20 protein-coding genes are annotated in these 16,918 nt (G+C 63.5%); 8 read left to right on the top strand and 12 right to left on the bottom strand.

The genetic code is table 11. From position 1 onward, the window contains the following. Positions 1–49: 49 nt before the first annotated feature. Both RS897_RS23235 and RS897_RS23230 read right to left on the bottom strand, forming a co-directional pair. Positions 50–532 carry a GNAT family N-acetyltransferase gene (locus RS897_RS23235; protein WP_315831068.1) on the bottom strand — a complete coding sequence of 161 codons (483 nt, stop codon included), beginning with the start codon at positions 530–532 and terminating at the stop codon, positions 50–52. Positions 533–1,100: 568 nt separating this feature from the next. Continuing rightward, positions 1,101–1,931, bottom strand: a complete 831-nt coding sequence (locus tag RS897_RS23230; RefSeq protein ID WP_315831067.1) for a hypothetical protein — start codon at positions 1,929–1,931, stop codon at positions 1,101–1,103. An 857-nt stretch (positions 1,932–2,788) separates the two neighbouring features. Between RS897_RS23230 and RS897_RS23225 the strand changes: the two genes are divergently transcribed. Further along, entirely contained in the window at positions 2,789–3,586 is a 798-nt protein-coding gene (locus tag RS897_RS23225) for an outer membrane protein (protein WP_315831066.1), read from the top strand. 314 nt (positions 3,587–3,900) lie between these two features. Beyond that, positions 3,901–4,119 carry a hypothetical protein gene (locus RS897_RS23220; RefSeq protein ID WP_315831065.1) on the top strand — a complete coding sequence of 73 codons (219 nt, stop codon included), beginning with the start codon at positions 3,901–3,903 and terminating at the stop codon, positions 4,117–4,119. Positions 4,120–4,221: 102 nt separating this feature from the next. Here the strand turns inward: RS897_RS23220 and RS897_RS23215 are convergent, their stop codons facing one another. The 4 genes from RS897_RS23215 to RS897_RS23200 form a co-directional block, all read right to left on the bottom strand. Beyond that, positions 4,222–5,415, bottom strand: coding sequence for a lanthionine synthetase C family protein (locus RS897_RS23215; RefSeq protein WP_315831064.1), 1,194 nt, complete (start codon positions 5,413–5,415; stop codon positions 4,222–4,224). A 66-nt stretch (positions 5,416–5,481) separates the two neighbouring features. After that, on the bottom strand, positions 5,482–6,036 hold the full coding sequence (locus tag RS897_RS23210; RefSeq protein WP_315831063.1) for a GNAT family N-acetyltransferase: 555 nt from the start codon (positions 6,034–6,036) through the stop codon (positions 5,482–5,484). A gap of 88 nt (positions 6,037–6,124) precedes the next feature. Continuing rightward, a complete protein-coding gene (locus tag RS897_RS23205) occupies positions 6,125–7,444 on the bottom strand; it encodes a TRAP transporter large permease (RefSeq protein WP_315831062.1) in 1,320 nt (439 codons plus the stop codon). Beyond that, positions 7,441–7,980 (bottom strand): TRAP transporter small permease, encoded by a 540-nt coding sequence (locus RS897_RS23200; RefSeq protein WP_315831061.1) that lies wholly within the window; start codon positions 7,978–7,980, stop codon positions 7,441–7,443. The genes RS897_RS23205 and RS897_RS23200 overlap by 4 nt, the downstream gene beginning before the upstream one ends. A 276-nt stretch (positions 7,981–8,256) precedes the next feature. Here RS897_RS23200 and RS897_RS23195 point away from each other — a divergent pair, with 276 nt between their 5' ends. Both RS897_RS23195 and RS897_RS23190 read left to right on the top strand, forming a co-directional pair. After that, positions 8,257–9,009, top strand: coding sequence for a helix-turn-helix domain-containing protein (locus tag RS897_RS23195; RefSeq protein WP_315831060.1), 753 nt, complete (start codon positions 8,257–8,259; stop codon positions 9,007–9,009). Further along, on the top strand, positions 8,987–9,433 hold the full coding sequence (locus RS897_RS23190; RefSeq protein ID WP_315831059.1) for an integrase core domain-containing protein: 447 nt from the start codon (positions 8,987–8,989) through the stop codon (positions 9,431–9,433). The genes RS897_RS23195 and RS897_RS23190 overlap by 23 nt, the downstream gene beginning before the upstream one ends. A 161-nt stretch (positions 9,434–9,594) precedes the next feature. Here the strand turns inward: RS897_RS23190 and RS897_RS23185 are convergent, their stop codons facing one another. The 3 genes from RS897_RS23185 to RS897_RS23175 all read right to left on the bottom strand — a co-directional run bounded on the left by RS897_RS23185 (position 9,595) and on the right by RS897_RS23175 (position 12,112). Then, positions 9,595–10,341 carry a transposase gene (locus RS897_RS23185; protein WP_315831058.1) on the bottom strand — a complete coding sequence of 249 codons (747 nt, stop codon included), beginning with the start codon at positions 10,339–10,341 and terminating at the stop codon, positions 9,595–9,597. Next, positions 10,338–10,781 carry a hypothetical protein gene (locus tag RS897_RS23180; RefSeq protein WP_315831057.1) on the bottom strand — a complete coding sequence of 148 codons (444 nt, stop codon included), beginning with the start codon at positions 10,779–10,781 and terminating at the stop codon, positions 10,338–10,340. Before RS897_RS23180 ends, RS897_RS23185 begins: the two co-directional genes overlap by 4 nt. A 323-nt stretch (positions 10,782–11,104) precedes the next feature. Then, positions 11,105–12,112, bottom strand: coding sequence for a TRAP transporter substrate-binding protein (locus tag RS897_RS23175; protein WP_315831056.1), 1,008 nt, complete (start codon positions 12,110–12,112; stop codon positions 11,105–11,107). A 345-nt stretch (positions 12,113–12,457) separates the two neighbouring features. Here RS897_RS23175 and RS897_RS23170 point away from each other — a divergent pair, with 345 nt between their 5' ends. Continuing rightward, positions 12,458–12,778: a hypothetical protein gene (locus RS897_RS23170; RefSeq protein WP_315831055.1), complete on the top strand. Its 321-nt coding sequence runs from the start codon at positions 12,458–12,460 to the stop codon at positions 12,776–12,778. Positions 12,779–12,872: 94 nt separating this feature from the next. Continuing rightward, complete coding sequence (locus RS897_RS23165) at positions 12,873–13,100, top strand: hypothetical protein (protein ID WP_315831054.1); 228 nt, start codon at positions 12,873–12,875, stop codon at positions 13,098–13,100. A 3-nt stretch (positions 13,101–13,103) separates the two neighbouring features. On the opposite strand, the gene RS897_RS23160 is transcribed toward RS897_RS23165, so the two are convergent. Next, a complete protein-coding gene (locus RS897_RS23160; RefSeq protein ID WP_315831053.1) occupies positions 13,104–13,289 on the bottom strand; it encodes a hypothetical protein in 186 nt (61 codons plus the stop codon). 444 nt (positions 13,290–13,733) lie between these two features. Here RS897_RS23160 and RS897_RS23155 point away from each other — a divergent pair, with 444 nt between their 5' ends. Then, complete coding sequence (locus RS897_RS23155) at positions 13,734–14,516, top strand: outer membrane protein (RefSeq protein WP_315831052.1); 783 nt, start codon at positions 13,734–13,736, stop codon at positions 14,514–14,516. Between the two features lie 337 nt (positions 14,517–14,853). After that, positions 14,854–15,078 carry a hypothetical protein gene (locus RS897_RS23150; RefSeq protein WP_315831051.1) on the top strand — a complete coding sequence of 75 codons (225 nt, stop codon included), beginning with the start codon at positions 14,854–14,856 and terminating at the stop codon, positions 15,076–15,078. A 176-nt stretch (positions 15,079–15,254) separates the two neighbouring features. On the opposite strand, the gene RS897_RS23145 is transcribed toward RS897_RS23150, so the two are convergent. Beyond that, positions 15,255–15,482: a hypothetical protein gene (locus RS897_RS23145; protein WP_315831050.1), complete on the bottom strand. Its 228-nt coding sequence runs from the start codon at positions 15,480–15,482 to the stop codon at positions 15,255–15,257. A gap of 108 nt (positions 15,483–15,590) precedes the next feature. Then, entirely contained in the window at positions 15,591–16,889 is a 1,299-nt protein-coding gene (gene dinB / locus RS897_RS23140; RefSeq protein WP_315831049.1) for a DNA polymerase IV, read from the bottom strand. Between the last annotated feature and the right edge of the window lie 29 nt (positions 16,890–16,918).

The raw sequence follows: 16,918 nt of genomic DNA, 5'->3' as shown, positions 1-16,918 counted from the left end.
CGCGAAGGGCCGCCAAAGGACGTTCCGATCGAATTCCCCGATCGCACGCTCACGTTGGGCGCGTGAGCCGTTTCTCGTAGCGCCAGTGCTCCAGCGGAAAAGGGCCGTTCGAGGTCTCCGACGACATGACGAATGTGCCGGCCAGGCGCCAGCCGCTCTTCTCGTAGAATCGCGCGGCGCGATCATTGCCGATCGCACACGCGAGCCACGCCGTCTCCACACCGCGCTGGGCGAGCCGTGCCTCCGCGTCGGCAATCAATGCCGCGGCGACGCCCGAGCCGTGCGCCTCAGGGGCGACGAAAAGCTGAGACAACTCCTCACCCTTGAGCACGCAGAAGCCGAGGGGCGCGCCGGCCGGGCCGACAACGTAGACATCCGGGAATGCGGCCTGCAGCCGCTCGCGAAAGCTCGCCAGAGTGCGGAGACGGATCAGCTCGAGCGGCGCAAGAGGCGCGTGCGCGTCGTGCCAGCCATCGTGCCACAATCGCGCGAGATGATCGACCTCACCGGCATCGGCGAACCTGACCTGCATCTTCGAGCCTCCGTTAGGCGGGCAGCGAGCATGCCGCAACATATCCTGGAATGGGAGCCGGTCATCCGTGGAGGCGCTGGCTCATCCGGGCACCCGGCCGGGGTGTGGCAAGCCGGTCACGGCCGACGAGATTCGGGAGTCCCACGGTTCCCCGGTCGTTGACTCCCGAAGCCGGCCTTGGTCTGCTTCGGACGCTTCCGTGCATGCCGTTCGTTGTCAGTCTGCTGCAGTGTCGTGAGGCCATTATGTCCAGTGCGTTTGATAATGCGGTTCGTATCGTTTTTTCAATTTCGGTCGCCATGGCCGTCGGGGTCGGCTCCTTCGCCATCATTCGAATTGTGACCGCGGGATCTCTCTGAGCAAGTCGATCAGAAAGCGTAGCGCGGGTGAGCCACGCGTTGCGCCAGTCCTGTTCATGTCGTCTTCGAGGATGCCGCTTCGCTTATCCGGGCTACGGTCGTACGGCAGATGAGCGAAAGCGTAATCCGCCGTTTCTTGCTCTGCGCTGCTTGGCGGCAGGTTACGCCTTCGGCTAACCTGCCCTGCACGCTTTCACCAGCCCATCCCCTCACTCGCCCTTGTAATACGCCTGCACCGTCTCCCAGGCCACGCCCTGCAGGAAGGCCGCGGTGTCCTTGTCCACCGGGCCTGCAAAGCCGTTGCCGACCGGGGATTGTCCGGTGGTGGCGGCGTAGACGGTGGCGGCGGCGAGATAACTGCCGGCGGGGCTGGGATGGCGCTTGTCGGGGGCATAGAGATTGAGCGTGGGGCGCTTCTCGATGGCGCGCGCGAACGCAAGACCGGCGGGAATCACCAGCGCATTGTTGGCATTGCCGGCCGCCGTATAGGCATCGGCGAGCTGGCGCGTCATCTCCGGCTTGTCGGCATAGGCCCAGGACATGAAATACACCGGCTCGGTGCCGTGACTGCGCACGATCTCGGCATTCTTTTTCGCATACGCAACGAAGATATCTTTCAATTGCGGATGGATCGGGCACTGGCTGCAATCCATCATGATGGCGATGTCGAACAGCTTGTCGAGCTTGTTGAACACGACATTGTTGTTGTCGTCGAACGAATAGCGGCCGACGGCATCGGGACGGAAATAGACACCGATGTCGTGCCAGTCGAAGCCGGACCCGGAGATGGTGACCGAGGTGCTGCGATAGCTGGCCTTATCAGCCGGATCGGCCGTCTTGAGCAGGTTCAGCACCATGCTGTGCAGGCTGTCGTTGTAATAGAAGAAGCTGTTGCCGATGAAGATCGAGCTCTTGGGCGGCGCGATTTTGGTCACCTTCGGCCGCTCTTGAGCAACGGACGCAACCGACGCGAAACAGAGCGAGGCGATCAGTGCGAGCGACGCGACGAACCGCGGTTTGGGCCGGTGCGAAAGTGTCATTGTTTTTCCCTGTTCTTGTCTGGCGTTTCCCTGGGGCCACAGTAGCCGCCAGCTGGCACCGGCCGCAATCGTTCGCGTCGGCCTGACCAACACACATCTCCGCCTTCGGTTGATCTCTTTCGCCGATGCGATGAACGCTCCCTCCCCCTTGAGGCACGCCTCATCGGTGACTTCACAAGACTCATCTCAATCGCAGAGTGCTGGACCCCCTCCCCGCCCTCCCCCACACGGCTGTCGTATTCACACATCTCGTTGGGCTGCGTAGGATCAACTTATACCCGTCATCCTGAGGCGCGAGCCTTGCAGTGCTCTTGCACTGCTGGGCGAGCCTCGAAGGATGCACGGCCGATTCTATTTAAGCATTGGCCGTCGCCCTTCGAGGGCCGCGCTACGCGCGGCCACCTCAGGATGACGGGTCTAATTCACCTAAGCACTTGATTCAGATTCTCTTTCTCACGGTAGAGATGTGTGAATTCGACAGCCCCACACGGGGGAGGGAGCCGTAAAATCATCATCTCGGCATCAAGATGCGCGCGTCGAGATGTGTGAATCCGATAGCCCGCAAGCGGGGCGAGGTGAAGCGCAGAGATCAATCGATGTGAGCCTTGTTCAGTCGGGACGGGGCTTGGTCAAAACCGGACAAAACGTTGCGACGCGCGTCTTGCGGCAGAGGTATTTACGTAGGCAGGATGCACTGGCGGCGAACCCGCGTACCCGGACGCTGCAATTTCCGAAGAAAATCAAGGAAACGCTTTGTTTCAAAATGCTTCCGACTGTTGCCGATCGGGAACATTCAAGCGGTCCGGCCTAGGGTACGGTGGCTCTCACTTGATTGTGATTTTCAAGGGGGAATTGCGATGAAACTTGTTATTGCCGCGGCCATCGCCGCTTTCAGTGTCACCGCCGCCTCTGCGGCCGACCTGCCCTATGCCAAGGCGCCGCCGGTGGATCCGGCGCGCGACTGGTCCGGTTTCTACATCGGCGTCAACGGTGGCGGGAATTGGAGCCACGCCGGCTCGGATCTCGGGATTGGAAACAATTCGTACACCCCTATCGCCACCGCGACAGTCCTTCGGGACGGCAACAACGGGCTGAAGGGCTCAGGCGCCCTTGTCGGCGGCCAGATCGGCTACATCTTCACCAATTCCAGCACCCCCTGGGTGGTCGCGGTCGAAGCCTCGTTCGACTGGGTCGACGCCAAGGCGTCGGTGACCCGGAGCGGGACGTTCTTTGGCGCCCCCTTCGACACATTTAACCAGAGCGTGAAACAGGATTGGCTGGCGCTGTTCACCGGACGGGTCGGCTACAATTTCGGCGGCTGGATTCCGTATCTCACCGCCGGTCTCGCGGTGTCCGAGATCAAGTTCGCCAGCGCGTTCAGCGACATTCTCAGCCCGGCGGTGTCGTCGTTCGGGGCAAGCCAGATCAAGGTCGGCCTCGCCGCCGGCGCTGGCCTCGAATACCGGTTCGATCATCACTGGTCGCTGCGCGGCGAATGGCTGTATGTGGCGTTCGAGAATATCGAGGGCAGCGCGCCGGTCATCAATCCGAACACCGGCGTTCAGTACAACATCGCCGGCGGCGGCCTCAAGTTCCTGCACTCCGTGAACTACACCCAGAGCATCGCGCGCGCCGCGCTCAGCTATAAGTTCTGACCGGATCGGCCTCGCGCCGCAAAAAACCAAGCCCGGGCCTCAGCCCGGGTTTTGTTTTTGGTCACGGCCGTTCGAGGGTGATCGACCATCGGCGCAGCGCCATCACATCCACTAAAAATCCCGCCACCAGTGACGTTGCGTTGAGAAGAATCTCCAGCTTCGGCTCCGGGAGATTCCGTTCTGGTCGGCGCTGCGGACAAATGGCGGGACGTGAGCCGCGACCGGCGCGAGGGCCTGAAAATTCGGACAGGCCTGCGGATCCACCGGGAACCGGAACGCGGCAATTTGTTTGACTCCGAAAAGGAGGGTTTCACATGCGTATCACCATCCTTGCGACCTGGACCCTGCTGCTCGGGCTGCTCGCCGCCTCGATCGCGTTCGCGGTCTATGGCATCGGAGCGATGCCCACCGAAGGATACCTCCCGCTCACGATCGGTGCCGTTCTGACCATTGGTTTCGGCGCGGGGCTGCTGGGGCTGCTGGTCTACAGCAGCCATCATGGCTACGACGACCCGCCTCACTTGCAGGGGTGAGGCTGGGCCCGACACGTCCGACACTGCAGGCGTCAGCCGAAAGACCTGACGTGCGGACGGCTGTGCCGAAGAGCCCCGCGAACAGACCGGCAAAACGAGGGATCAGAACACGTCGACGGTCGGGAAACGTGGCTCGCCGGTGATGCAGTCCCACAAATAGATGGCGAGACCGATATCGCCGGTCCACAGCGAATACCGGCCGCGGCCGGCGGCGAGCTGAGCGCCGCGATACTGGACAATGGCTGTCATCGCGAACTGGCGGGCGCGATCGAGCCAGATCGGATCATGGGTGCGACGGTACAGCCTGAGGAAAGCGTAACCGTTGCCACCTGTGCCGTGGCAGAGGTTCGCGCCCTTTGTCAGCGGTCCGGCGGCCCAGCTGAAGCGGCCGGCATCCAGCAGAAGCGCGTCAAAGTCAGGGTCCGCGAAGGGCGCATCCGCAAATGTCGTCACCATGCCGGGCGCGCCGTGGCAGTGCTGGCACATCCGTGGCGGTGCCGCGCGCTTGCTTCGCGCGCCCCATGTGGTGCCGAGGTCGGACTCCCACGCATTGGCGGCAAGGGCTTTCGGCACGAACTCCGCCACGTGTGCCTGCTGCTGTGGCGTTAGCCACTCCCAGCCGCGCAACAGCGGAATGGCATTGCCGGCGAAACCATGAACCGGCCCGAGCCAGCGGTCGCGCTCGCCGTACAGATCCTGTGTCCACAACGGACCTTGCGGTGTATCTTCCAGATCGGCGAGCAGCAGGGCGGCCTGGGTTTCAAACAGGCCGCGCCATCGCGCCTCCCCTGTCATCTCCGTCATGTGGATGGCGGCGATCATTGACCCGGGCAGGCCCCACATCAGCTCCCGCACCGGCAGCTCGTTGTTGTCTTCCGCACGCCTGAACACCAGGTCGGCAACATCCGACGTGGGCGCAAGGCGCATGGCGAGCAGCGCCGCACCCATATCGCCACGCAGCAGCGAGCCGTGCTTCTCGTAATCGGCCGATGAACTCGCTTTGAAGTCGACGATCGTCCGTTCCATCAGCCTGGGCAGCACTGGGCGAAAGTCCGCCGCGGCGCTGACGGCCCCGACGCGATGCAGATAATCCAGCGCCCAGATCACACCAGCCGCGCCCTTGTAGAAACTGGGGTCGCCGTCGCCTGCCGAGTCGTCGCTCGGATGAGCCGGCCAAAACCTGTCGGGATCGAAATGGGCGATGGCGTCATCAGCGATCTCTTCAATCGCAGAGCGGACAGCGCCTTCACTCCAGGCTTCATGGACAAGCGGACGATGACGACCAAGAATAATCATGCGAGGACATGCCCGGCGAGCGCTGCGCGTTAATGCTACAACTCGTAACATTGACCGTGCGGGAGGTCAATCGCCCGACAGGGCCGCGAGATTCCGCCAACCGTAGGCCACCTGGGTCAAAGTCGCTTCGGTGTCCGGCCCCAGCGCCTGCTCACCCACGATCTCTCCGCCAAGCGCTTCATAAAACCGGTGCGCTCCGGCGTTGCCGCGCAGCACCCAGCAGGCGCCGCCCGATATGGCGAGAGCACTGAGGTAACGCGCCATCTCGGCCATCAGAGCCCGTCCGAGGCCGCGGCCCTGAGCCGGCGGCAGGATATAGATGGATTGAAACTCGCCGTTGAAGCCTTGCTCGACCAGCATGTCGGAGCGCTGCCGGCTGCAGCAGCCAAACCCGGAAATCGTCTTGTCGGCTGCAGACTCCGCCACGAACACCGCAAGATCGGCCCGGTCGCGCTCCCCGATCATGGCGTGCCACTGCCTGGCCCGGTGCGCGACAGAAAACTGACCGAGCTCTTCCGCCGAGAACAGATGAGCATAGGTCTCGCGCGACACCGAGACGTGCACGGCGGCAATCGCAGGCGCATCATCCGGCCGGGCCTTTCTAACAATTCCCTGAAACAATCTCTGGCCCTTTCACCGGCGCCACCCGATCAGCGAGACCGGCAATAAGCCGATCTCTGCGCCGTGCACCCGCTCGAGCCAGTATAGGCTATTTCAACATCTCCGGAACGATCAGCCGCGGCAGGAACAGCGAGACGCTGGGCCAGACGATCAGTGCCACCAGCACCAGCAGCATCGGAACCAGCATGATGGCGGTGTCCTTGAGCGCATAACGCAGGCGCACGCCGGCGACCGCGCAGGCGATCAGCAGGCACAGGCCATAAGGCGGCGTCACCAGGCCGAACGCCAGCGAGACGATCGAGATGATGGCGAACTGCACAGGGTGCAGGTCGACCGACCTCGCCAGCGGTTCGAGCACGGTGCCGACGATCACGATCGCCGGGATGGCATCAAGGAAGCAGCCGACCACCAGAAAACAGAACGAGATGAAGAAGCCGGCCGCGATCGGGCCCATGCCCCATGTGGAGACGTTGGCCAGCAGGACTTGCGGGATCTTGTAATAAGCGAGCAGCCAGCCGAAGGCGCTGGCGGTGCCGATGCAGAACAGCGCGACGCCGGCCAGGCGGCCGGTGTCGAGCAGCGCTTTATAGAGCTCCCTCGCACCGGTTTCCCGATAGAAGAAGGTCGACAGCGCCACCGAATACAGCACCGCGACACAGGCGGATTCGGTGGCCGTGAACCAGCCCAGCAGGATGCCGCCGACAATGATGAAGGGCGTGACCAGAGCGGGGATCGAGCGCCAGATCGCACAGCGCATCTCCACCCAGCTCGATTTCGGATAGGTCGGGTAGCCGCGGCGCACCGCGTAGACATGCACGGTGGCCATCTGCGCGCCCGCGATCAGAAGGCCCGGCACGATGCCCGCCAGATACATCGCGGCGATCGAGGTCGAGATCAGCCCGCCCCACACGATCATCAGGATCGAGGGCGGGATGATCACCGCCAGCACCGCCGACACCGCCGTGATGGCGATAGAAAACGAGAGGTCGTAGCCTTCCTTGGTTTGCGCATCGATGAAGATCTTGGACTGGCTCGCCGCGTCCGCCGTCGAGGAGCCGGAGATACCGGCGAAGAACACCGACAGCACCACATTGATCTGCGCCAGCGAGCCCGGCCAGTGCCCGACCATGGCGCGCGACAGCTCGACCAGGCGGTCGGTGATGCCGCCGATGCTCATCAGGTTCGCGGTCAGCAGGAAGAACGGCACCGACAGCAGGATGAAGGAGTTGTAGGCGTTGAACGTCTCCTGCGCGAGCATCATCATCGACAGATGAGGCTCGATCAGAAGGATCGGCAGACACGCGAGCCCCAGCGCAAACGCGACGGGAACACGCACGGCCAGAAGGGCAAAAAAAACGCCGAACAACACCATGGCGGCCTGGCCGGCGGACAGCACATTTCCGCTCATGGTGCCTTTCCTGGCGCTGTTCCCGGCGCCATCCCGAACAGGATGCGCGCTTCATCGCAAAGCTGCTCGCCGGCGAACACGATCCACGTTGCCCCGGCCACCGGCCAGGCCACGTGGATCAGCCACAGCGGCAGGTCGGCCAGCTCCGATGTCCGGTTCCAGGCAAACCGCGTGAACTCGATCCCTGCCCAGACGAACACCAGCGCCAGCGCCAGAATCCCGAGCCGGGCCGCGATGCGCACCGCGGCTTCAGTGCGCCGCGACAGGTTCGGCCAGACATCGACCTCGAAATGCTGCGCCTCCCTGACGCCAACCATGCTGCCGATCATGATCGCCCAGACGAACAGAAATCGCGCCATCTCCTCGGTCCAGATGTAGGAGGGGATCAGCGACGTGTAGCGCGAGACGATTTGCAGGGTGACGGGCATCACCAGAATGCCGACGCTGGCCGCCAGCAACATCTCCAGCAGCCTGGCATAGCCGGCCGTGACACGCCGCCACAGCGACGGGTGTAAGGTCGTCGGCATTTCCGTCATGGCGCCCCCGCGCGGTTACGTTGTTATCGATGGAGCAAGCGGCGAGGCCTGCCCCAGGCTTCTATTTTTTCACTCGGACCACGTCCGCTGAGACGTGCAGGCCAATTCCAGCAAAGACCTGTTCCCTCCCCCCTTGTGGGGGAGGGTTAGGGAGGGGGGTAGCAACGGTACAAACTGGGCTGAGTCCTGACAATTTGACCCGGGTTGATTCCTGACAGGCAAGCTTCGTCTGATTCGATGGAGGATCAGGCGATGCCTTTCAGGGAGAGCAGTCCTATGGAGGAGCGTATCGCGTTGTTTCGGGAGTACGAGACGGGAGCATTTTCGGTGACGGAGCTGTGCGCGCGGTATGGCATCAGCCGGGAGACCTTCTACGTGTGGAAGCGCCGCCGCGCGAGCGGGGAGCCGCACTGGTTCGAGGAGAGAAGCCACGCGGTGGAGAGCTGTCCGCATGCGACGGCTAGCCAACTGGCCGACTGCCTCATCGCGACACGGCGACGGTTCCCGCATTTCGGCCCGAAGAAGGTCAAGGCATGGCTTGAGCGCGGGCGGCCCGAGATCGACTGGCCTGCGGCGTCGACGATCGGCGACATCCTGAAGCGGGAAGGCTTGGTCGAGACACGCCGTCGCCGACGTCGAGCGATTGCACAGGGCGAGGTGGTGGCGCCGGCAAGCGTCCCCAATGAGGAATGGTCGATCGACTTTAAGGGCTGGTTTCGAACCCGCGACGGGACACGCTGCGATCCGCTCACCATCACGGATGCTGCGAGCCGCTTTCTTGTCGAGGTCCGCATCGTCGATCCGACCTGGGCTGGCGTTAAAGGCGCGCTGGAACGCGTTTTCGCGGACATTGGCCTTCCGATGCGATCCGCTCCGATAACGGTACACCGTTCGGATCCACGGGGCGGGCGGCCTTTCGGCACTCTCGGTGTGGTGGCTCAAGCTCGGCATCGAGCCGCACTACATCCCGCCGGCGAGTCCGCAGGACAACGCCCGGCACGAGCGCATGCACCGCACTCTGAAGGCTGAGACCTCGAAACCGCCGGCGGCAACGGCTGCCGAGCAGCAGCGCCGGTTCGACGTCTTCCGCCACCACTTCAACCAGGAGCGGCCGCACGAGGCTCTCGATCAAGCGCCGCCCGCCAAGCTCTGGCAGTCGCCGTCGCGCGCCCTGCCGAGCCATCTCCATGACCCCTGGTACGATGCTTATCATGAGGTCCGCCGTGTGCGTTCCTCCGGCGAAATCAAATGGCGCGGCGAGCTCGTGTTCGTCGGTGAAGCGCTTGCAGGCGAACTCGTTGGTCTCGCCGAACGCGACACCGGCGGCCACATCCTGCGCTTCTGCGACCGGGATCTGGGGGTGATCGATCGTGACCACCGTTTCCTCCGCTTTGCTCCCCCGCGCGCCCGGTTCCGCGTTCAGCAGAAAACGGCAGCGACAGCAAAACAATGACCGAATACTGTCAGGCATCAGCCCGGTCCAAAATGTCAGGAATCGACCCGGTCGGACCAACAAAACCGCAGCGCGACTGAGTCGACGACGTCACGCCACCTCTCATCGCTGAATGCTGGGCATACCCCCCTCCCCAGCCCTCCCCCACAAGGCTCTCCGATTCACACATCTTGGAGCCTCAAGGTGGTGCCGTATTTGATGCGCTGGAAGTCGTCGAGACCCCGACGCATGGTTTTTGGACCAGGTTTATCATAGTAACCGGTCCAGCCGCCGAGACGAGCGATGACCCATGCGGCGAAGGCGAGCGATCCCTTCGGATGCGGGTTCTGTTGGCGTGCGGTTTTGCCTTCCAGGCGGGCCGAGACGGCCTCCAGGATTGGTTGATCGGCTGGTTCGAAGGCCTCGAGCAGGCTTTGATCGGTGGTACCGTCGCGAGCTTTGACAAGTTGCATCACCGTGACTGCCGCGATGGCGATGGCCGCGACCAGCTTGATCATGACTTCGGGGTCGGCGATATCGGCCTGTTCGATGCTGAAGCCTGCGGTCTTGATGGTGTGGAAGTATTCTTCAATGACCCAGCGCATCCGATAGAGGCCGACGATCCTTTGCGCATCGGCAAGGCTCCTGACCGTGTGCGTCGTCAGCAACCGCCAATGGATCGGCTTTTCGCCCTCAGTTGCCGAGGTTTCGCGGACATCGACAACGCTCACCGTGGTCGCGGGCGGCAGATCAGAGGCGCCATGCAGCGGCCTGCGCAACTCGACGCGGCCAAAGCGGACAGCCAGTTCGCCCGTGCGCGCCGCGCCGTCCCGGAGCCGCCGGGATTTCAACGCTAAAGCGGCCTTGTTCGGGCAGGCTGTCAACGTGCGCGAACAGCAGCCTCGTCTGCTCCTCATCGTCGGCTTCAATCCGTCGATTCTGGCACGCCCGCACGATCAGATGCATGTTGGCCGGACATTGCACGAAGTGCTCGTAGATGTCGCTTTCCCGATCCGATACGCCAGTGATGCTCCGCGCCGCTGCCAGCACCACCGGCACGCGCCGTCCCATCGAGCCAGCGCTGCGATTCCTTCTGCGCCGTCGTCCGCGATCGGCGGGATTTGACCTTGCCGCCGCTGCGGTTCCTCACCGGCGCATCGACGAGGCCCAACACCGCACCGGTACCGGCATCCACCGCTAAAACCGCGTGCAGCAACAGCCCACGCAGCGCCCCGCCTTTTCCCACCGGACCGTAGCCATTGGCCTTGGCACGACGACCTCCCAACGCAAGCTCGCTCGTATCCTGCACGACCAAAACATCGCGCCCTGCAACTCGCGCCGCCGTCCGCTCCGCCGCGTGCTCAGCCATCGCTGTCGCCGTCACCGACCCATTGCGAAGAAAGCGCGTAAACTGCATCTCGCCGGCCCGCGTCCCGCCCAGCCGGCGGATGCACGACCCCGGTCGGTCGACCAGCGCCGCGTGCAAACGCGCCCCCCTTTTTCCAGCCGCAGGTCGCCGAACCGCCCCAGGCCAAATTCCAGTCCAGACATCGAACGCTCCGTGAATCATCGAACAACCCACGGAATCAGTGATCAAATCATCTGGCAAGATGTGTGCATACGAGAGCCCCACAAGGGGGGAGGGAGCCGCACAAAATTTCGCCCCGTTACGGGCAACTTTCCGAAAACGATTCACGCCACATTGATCTTCTCGAAAATCCCCTCCGCACCGATCTCCCTGGCGTAGGTGGCCATCACCGGATCGGCGAGCTTCTTCATGGCGTCGCGGTCCGCGAACGGCACGCGTTTGAGCTTGCCGGCCTTTTCCAGCGCATCGAGCTTGGTGACCTCTTCGCTCGACTCCAGCTGGCGGCCGAAATCGCCGGCCTCCTTGCCCGCCTTCATGATGGCGTCCTGCAGGTCCTTGGGCAGGGTCTTCAGCGTCTTCACCGCAAAACAGATCGGGCGGATCGACACCGCATGCTCGGTCAGATTGAGGTGCGGTGCGACTTCGTAGAACTTCATCGCCTCGACGCCGGCGGCCTCGTTTTCGCCGGCCGCGATCACGCCGTTCTGGATGGCGTTGTAGACTTCGTTGTAGGCAATCACGGTCGGACTCATGCCGACGGCGGCGAACGTCTTGGACCAGATCGGCGCGCCCTGCACCCGCACCTTGAGGCCCTTGAGATCGGCGAGCGTCTTGAGCGGCTTGTTGGCAAAGATGTTGCGCACGCCGCCCCCCGCATAGCCGACCAGCACGACGTCCGCCTTGGCCGCGACCTCGTCGGCGATCGGCGCCAGGATGTTTTGCGTCACCACCTTGTTCATGTGCGCGATGCCCTTGAACACGAAGGGCGCGTCGATGAAGGGCGCGGCCTTGGCGAAGGTCGACATGTGGGCCGGCGAGACGATGCCGTAATCCACCGCCTTGCCCTGCGACATGTACTCGAAATACTGCTTCTCGAGGCCGAGGGACGAGTTCTTGTGCAGCGTGAACGAGATCGGCTTGGCGTAGTATTTTTTCACCAGTTCTTCGAACTTGAGCAGCGACCTGGTGAAGGCATGATCGTCGTTGAACTGCACGGCGCCGTTCAACGTGATGGGGGTCTGGGCTCTCAGGATCGAGGGGATTGCCAAGTTACCAAATGTGCCGGCAGCCGCAGCGGCCCCGAGTCCGGCAAGCACGGATCGTCGCTTCATCGCTTCCTCCCTGCCCGTGCCGTATTTTTTGGCGTCGTTGCGCTTTCGGCCGGGTTCCGCTCGCGAGCCTATGCAAAAGGCCGCCGCCGAGAAAGCCAAATTCTGGGCCGCCCAGACGGCAGCGCCGGGATGAATTGTCGCGGCGCAGCGTGGGCTGTCGCCGCCGCGATGTGCCCGACCGCTGTTTTCAACCCCGCCCCTTCAGAACCTGCCACCGACGGACGCATTGGATTCACCCACGCAGCGGATGACAACGATCGCCGGCACACAGGTTCGCGGTTGAGTACCGACCGATGTCGTTCCTCCTGCTGCTCCCTCCTGCTATACTGTCACGCATGCGCGCGCATGTCCGGCGCGCGCGAATGTGCGCCGCGGTCCATGGAGGAACAGCGGATGCCAGTGTGGCTGCTGATGGTTTCCATCCTCATGACGATGGCCGCGGCGCCCCTTGCCGCGGAGCCGCTGGAGCGACGCTTCGGGCCGGACCGCGAGCGAGGCTATCGCTCGCACAGCGAGTATGAGCGCACGGACCAAAGCGTCGTCAATCAGGGCTTCAGCAATCGCGACCGGGCCAATTTCCTGGGCGGCAAATCCCGGCCGGAGCTGGAGCCGACCACGCCGCGCATCGACCTGCAATTGCCAGCGAACATCGGGCTGCAGCGATGAGCGTCGGCGCATCAGCACTGCGATTTGAACGATGGGGACGGCTGCGCAGACCTAATCCCAGAGCTCCTCATTCGCCGCGCGACGCCCACAGCCGATGCAAATCGATGATTTCGACAGGGAAGCCTACAAGGCGATCGCCGCCGGTCTGGTGATCGCGGCGGTGTTCCTGGTGGCGCTGTATGTGCTGGCGCAGTGGATCTATCCCTCGCCCGCGCCACGCGACGCCGATCCCCTCGACGATCGCTGCCAGTGGCGCAGGAGCGCATGCGCCGACCCGCGGCCCGTGCCCCCGGCCCACTCCAGCAGTCAACCGGAACGATGAGCTTTAAGCCCTGCCCTGCAACTCGCTGGGATCCGGCTCGAGATCCGGCGCAAGCGGCGGATTTTCGCTGCGATCCCTGAGATCGGAAGCCTTGCTGATGAGTGTTGCGATCAGCTTCGGGTCCTTGGTGACCCGCGCCATCTTGAGCAGCGTCCTTGCCTGACGCGCATAATACAGACTGCCGAGCATTGATCAGGTTCCCCATCCCAGCCCCGTCGCGCAGGGATTAGGGTCTGTGGACATGGTCAAAGTGTGACTGCCGGGCTCCGCGACAGCGACCATTTGGCGCACGCCGGCCCGGCATCCGCACTCCCTTACCGCATGTCCAACTTCAGGCTCGAGACCAAAGGGCAGCTCCGCGGCAATCGCCAAAGCGCGCTTCGACACGACCACCTGCGGCTCGTCCGATTGATCGAGAGTGCACTGATCGTCGCGTGGTGAAGATTTCGCTACATCTTCGATAATATTGATTCCGCAGTTATTTTCCAGCCTCTGGGGCCAAGGGCGCAGACCCGCAGTGCGTTTGTGTCTCAACATTGCTGCGCCTGTGGCGGGGCGGTTACAGCATTCCGGGCCGACTCGTGGTGCAATTCCCGCATCATTTCGATTCAAAATTTTTATGGGGTTTTCATCATGCGCAAGTTTCTGATCACCGCCGCCGCTTTGGCCATCTCAACTGGCGCGGCCAGTGCCGCCGACCTCGCCGCGCGGCCCTACACCAAGGCTCCGCCGCCAGTGCTCGATCCGATCTACAACTGGACCGGTTTCTATATCGGCGGCAACGGCGGTTATGGCTGGAGCCGCGTGGAGCATGAGGATCTGATACCGGGCTTCGGCGGCTTCTGGACCTCCGGCACCATGAACCCGCTCGGCCCGACCCAGACCCTGAAGCCCCAGGGCGCCGTGTATGGCGGCCAGATGGGCTACAACTGGCAGGCCGCGAACTGGGTGTTCGGCCTGGAAGGCCAGTTCAACGGCGCCGACCTCAAGCGCACCGACACCAGTCTGTTCTTCCCGACCACCGACCTGGTGCGCGCGAAGATCGACACCTTCGCCACGGTCACCGGCCGCATCGGCTACGCCTTCAACAACTGGCTGCCCTACATCAAGGGCGGCTATGCCGGCGCCAACCTGAAGACCACCAACTTCGACATCTTCGGCACGCGTCTCATCAACGAAACCTGGCGCAGCGGCTACGTGATCGGCGCCGGCGTCGAAGTCGGCTTCGCCACCAACTGGAGCGTCGCGGTCGAATACAACTACATGGATTTCGGCAGCAAGTCGTTCTCCGGTGTCAACACGACATCCACGGGCACCACCTTCGGCACCGAACGTTTCAGCGACGATCTGCGAATCTCGACCATCACCGGCCGCATCAACTATCGCTTCGGCGGCCCCGTCGTCGCCAGGTACTGATCGGCCAGATACTGATCAGGTTAAGCACTGATCACATCCACCTAAAGTCTCATCCAAGCGAAGCCCGGCCCTGGTGCCGGGCTTTTGCTTGCGAGCGTCATGAGCAAACTACTCATTTAGCGTGTTCGGTGGTTGCGCCGATCGCGCCGCTTCGCTGCGCAGACGGAACAACGCGGGGTCCGATGCGTTGCTGGAGCGTCTTTCCAAGGTGAGTTGCCAGGCTTCGTCCACAATCACCTTTCAAAGACAGCTTTTCAAAAGACCTTTTCGCGTGACTTTTTCAAAGACGCCGACAGAGCCGCTTCGACATGGCACTCACGGCACGACGGGAGACCCAATGGCACAGAACATTCTGACTGATGTGGCCGGTGCGGCTGGGAAGCTGACGCATCGCATGACCGACGAGGACATCGAGCGCATCATCGACGAACGGCTGACCATCGCCGACACGCTGCCGCAGGGACAAAGCCGGGAGAAAATTCTGGCCGAGGCCGCGCAGCTGCGGATGTACATCGACATGAAGCGATTGCTGCGGCCGAAGGGACCGCGCCTCTCGGTTTGAAACCTGCTGTGATCTGCGAACGCCGAACCCGCCAGGCAGCAGACACGCAAGCAAGCGCAGGAGTACGACGCCAACCATGACGGCGCGTTCGCGCGCGATCCCGACGGTAACAAGGTTGAAGCCGTCACCCTTGCCGCCAAATAGGACATCACACTTGCCGTTTGGGGACGCCCGCGTCAGGCGGCCTGGCCGGTCTGCGGAAACAGCTCGTCGACGGCGGCGCGGCCTGCGGCGATGAAGTCATCCAGCCTGGTCTTGCCGCTGTGCGCACAGGCGAGGATACGATCGGCGACGAAGCGGCGATCCTCATGCTTGCGCAGCTCCATGGAAATATCGCGGCAGACACGCTCCAGTGCGATGCTCATGTTCAGGACAACCGCGTCGTCAAAACAATCGGTGATCATGGAGCGGCTCCTCCACTCAGCGGGAATGGCGATTTAATCCGCTGATGTGGCCGCGGTTCCCGCAGCGCCGCTGGATTTTACTTCGACAGATCGCCGCAGCGCCGCCCCTTATAATTCCTTCTCCGCAAGCTCCCGAAAACCGTCGGGCACCGAGCGGCTGAGCTCCAGCGCCACCGAACCATAGCCCACCGCCTCCCAGCCGAAACGCTCGCGGATGGCATCGATGGCGCGGTCGGCGGTCCAGCGCGCGAGACCGCGGCGGCTGCCGGGACGGCCGGCATCGCCCGTGCGGTCCAGCGGCAGTTCGAGTTGCAGGCCGGCCCGGCTCTCGAGATGGGACACGGAAATCGCCAGCAGCGAGATGGTTGCCTCCTGCGGGTGATCGGCCAGCACCGTGCGCACCAGCTGTTCGCTGATTTCAGCGAGCGTTGTGGTTGATGAGATGGGCGCATCGAGGGTGATGGAGCGACTGACCGCACGCATGTCGGCGAAACGAACGCGCACGGTGACGGTGCGGCCCGGCCGCGCCTTGGCACGCAGCCGGCTGGCGACGCGATCCGCCAGATGCCGCAGCACCGGGGTAAACACATGCGCCTGCGCGGGCCGCCGTCCCAGCGCCGACTGCGCGCCGGCAGAGCTACTGCGCCTGTGGACCACGAGCTTGCGCGGATCGCTGTTCCACGCCAGCCGGGCCAGCTTCTCGCCGGCGGCGGGACCGAGCAGGCGCTCGAGGGTGCGTCCCGGCATCTGCGCCAATTGTCCGATCGTAACCACGCCCTGCTCCGCCAGCCGCGCGCGGGTGGCCGGGCCGACGCCCCACATCAACTCCACCGGCAGCGGATGCAGGAAGTCCAGTTCGTGTCCGGGGTCGACCACCACCATGCCGTCGGGCTTGGCGACCTGCGAGGCGATCTTGGCGAGATGCTTGGTGCGCGCCACACCGACGGAAATCGGCAGGCCCAGCTCGGCGCGCACGCGGGCGCGGATCGCCTGCGCGATCTCACCGGGCGAACCGAACAGATGGGTGCAGCCGGCGACGTCGGCAAACGCCTCGTCGATCGAGATGCGTTCGACCAGCGGGGTGAAATCGCCGAGCATCTTGATGGCGGCATCGCCGAGCCGCTGGTACTCCCCGAAATTGCCGCCGACAAACATCAGCTGCGGGCAGAGTTCGCGCGCCCGCCGGCCCGGCATGCCGCCGCGCACCCCGAACACCTTCGCCTCCACCGAAGCCGCCAGCACCACGCCGCCGCCAACCGCGATCGGCTTGCCGCGCAGGGACGGATTCAGGAGCTGCTCGACCGAGGCATAAAAGCAGTCGAGATCGGCATGCAGGATGGTGGCGGCGCCAGACTGCAGCGCAGCCGGACACGCCTCGCCGCCCGTCTTGACTTCAGCCAGCGCCATGCCATATAAGAACAAATAGAGAACAAAAT

Origin of the sequence: Bradyrhizobium prioriisuperbiae (genome assembly GCF_032397745.1) — a bacterium.
Classification (GTDB): domain Bacteria; phylum Pseudomonadota; class Alphaproteobacteria; order Rhizobiales; family Xanthobacteraceae; genus Bradyrhizobium_A; species Bradyrhizobium_A prioriisuperbiae.
Note: the sequence above shows the minus strand (reverse complement) of the source record. Positions and strands in the feature narration are given on the sequence as shown.

Coding starts and splice junctions, on each gene's coding strand:
- RS897_RS23200 (WP_315831061.1), bottom strand. CDS start 7,980: ATGACGGAAATGCCGACGACCTTACACCCGTCGCTGTGGCGGCGTGTC.
- RS897_RS23155 (WP_315831052.1), top strand. CDS start 13,734: ATGCGCAAGTTTCTGATCACCGCCGCCGCTTTGGCCATCTCAACTGGC.
- RS897_RS23165 (WP_315831054.1), top strand. CDS start 12,873: ATGCAAATCGATGATTTCGACAGGGAAGCCTACAAGGCGATCGCCGCC.
- RS897_RS23235 (WP_315831068.1), bottom strand. CDS start 532: ATGCAGGTCAGGTTCGCCGATGCCGGTGAGGTCGATCATCTCGCGCGA.
- RS897_RS23160 (WP_315831053.1), bottom strand. CDS start 13,289: ATGCTCGGCAGTCTGTATTATGCGCGTCAGGCAAGGACGCTGCTCAAG.
- RS897_RS23170 (WP_315831055.1), top strand. CDS start 12,458: ATGTCCGGCGCGCGCGAATGTGCGCCGCGGTCCATGGAGGAACAGCGG.
- RS897_RS23220 (WP_315831065.1), top strand. CDS start 3,901: ATGCGTATCACCATCCTTGCGACCTGGACCCTGCTGCTCGGGCTGCTC.
- RS897_RS23230 (WP_315831067.1), bottom strand. CDS start 1,931: ATGACACTTTCGCACCGGCCCAAACCGCGGTTCGTCGCGTCGCTCGCA.
- RS897_RS23180 (WP_315831057.1), bottom strand. CDS start 10,781: ATGGCTGAGCACGCGGCGGAGCGGACGGCGGCGCGAGTTGCAGGGCGC.
- RS897_RS23215 (WP_315831064.1), bottom strand. CDS start 5,415: ATGATTATTCTTGGTCGTCATCGTCCGCTTGTCCATGAAGCCTGGAGT.
- RS897_RS23145 (WP_315831050.1), bottom strand. CDS start 15,482: ATGATCACCGATTGTTTTGACGACGCGGTTGTCCTGAACATGAGCATC.
- dinB (WP_315831049.1), bottom strand. CDS start 16,889: ATGGCGCTGGCTGAAGTCAAGACGGGCGGCGAGGCGTGTCCGGCTGCG.
- RS897_RS23195 (WP_315831060.1), top strand. CDS start 8,257: ATGGAGGAGCGTATCGCGTTGTTTCGGGAGTACGAGACGGGAGCATTT.
- RS897_RS23190 (WP_315831059.1), top strand. CDS start 8,987: ATGCACCGCACTCTGAAGGCTGAGACCTCGAAACCGCCGGCGGCAACG.
- RS897_RS23225 (WP_315831066.1), top strand. CDS start 2,789: ATGAAACTTGTTATTGCCGCGGCCATCGCCGCTTTCAGTGTCACCGCC.
- RS897_RS23150 (WP_315831051.1), top strand. CDS start 14,854: ATGGCACAGAACATTCTGACTGATGTGGCCGGTGCGGCTGGGAAGCTG.
- RS897_RS23175 (WP_315831056.1), bottom strand. CDS start 12,112: ATGAAGCGACGATCCGTGCTTGCCGGACTCGGGGCCGCTGCGGCTGCC.
- RS897_RS23205 (WP_315831062.1), bottom strand. CDS start 7,444: ATGAGCGGAAATGTGCTGTCCGCCGGCCAGGCCGCCATGGTGTTGTTC.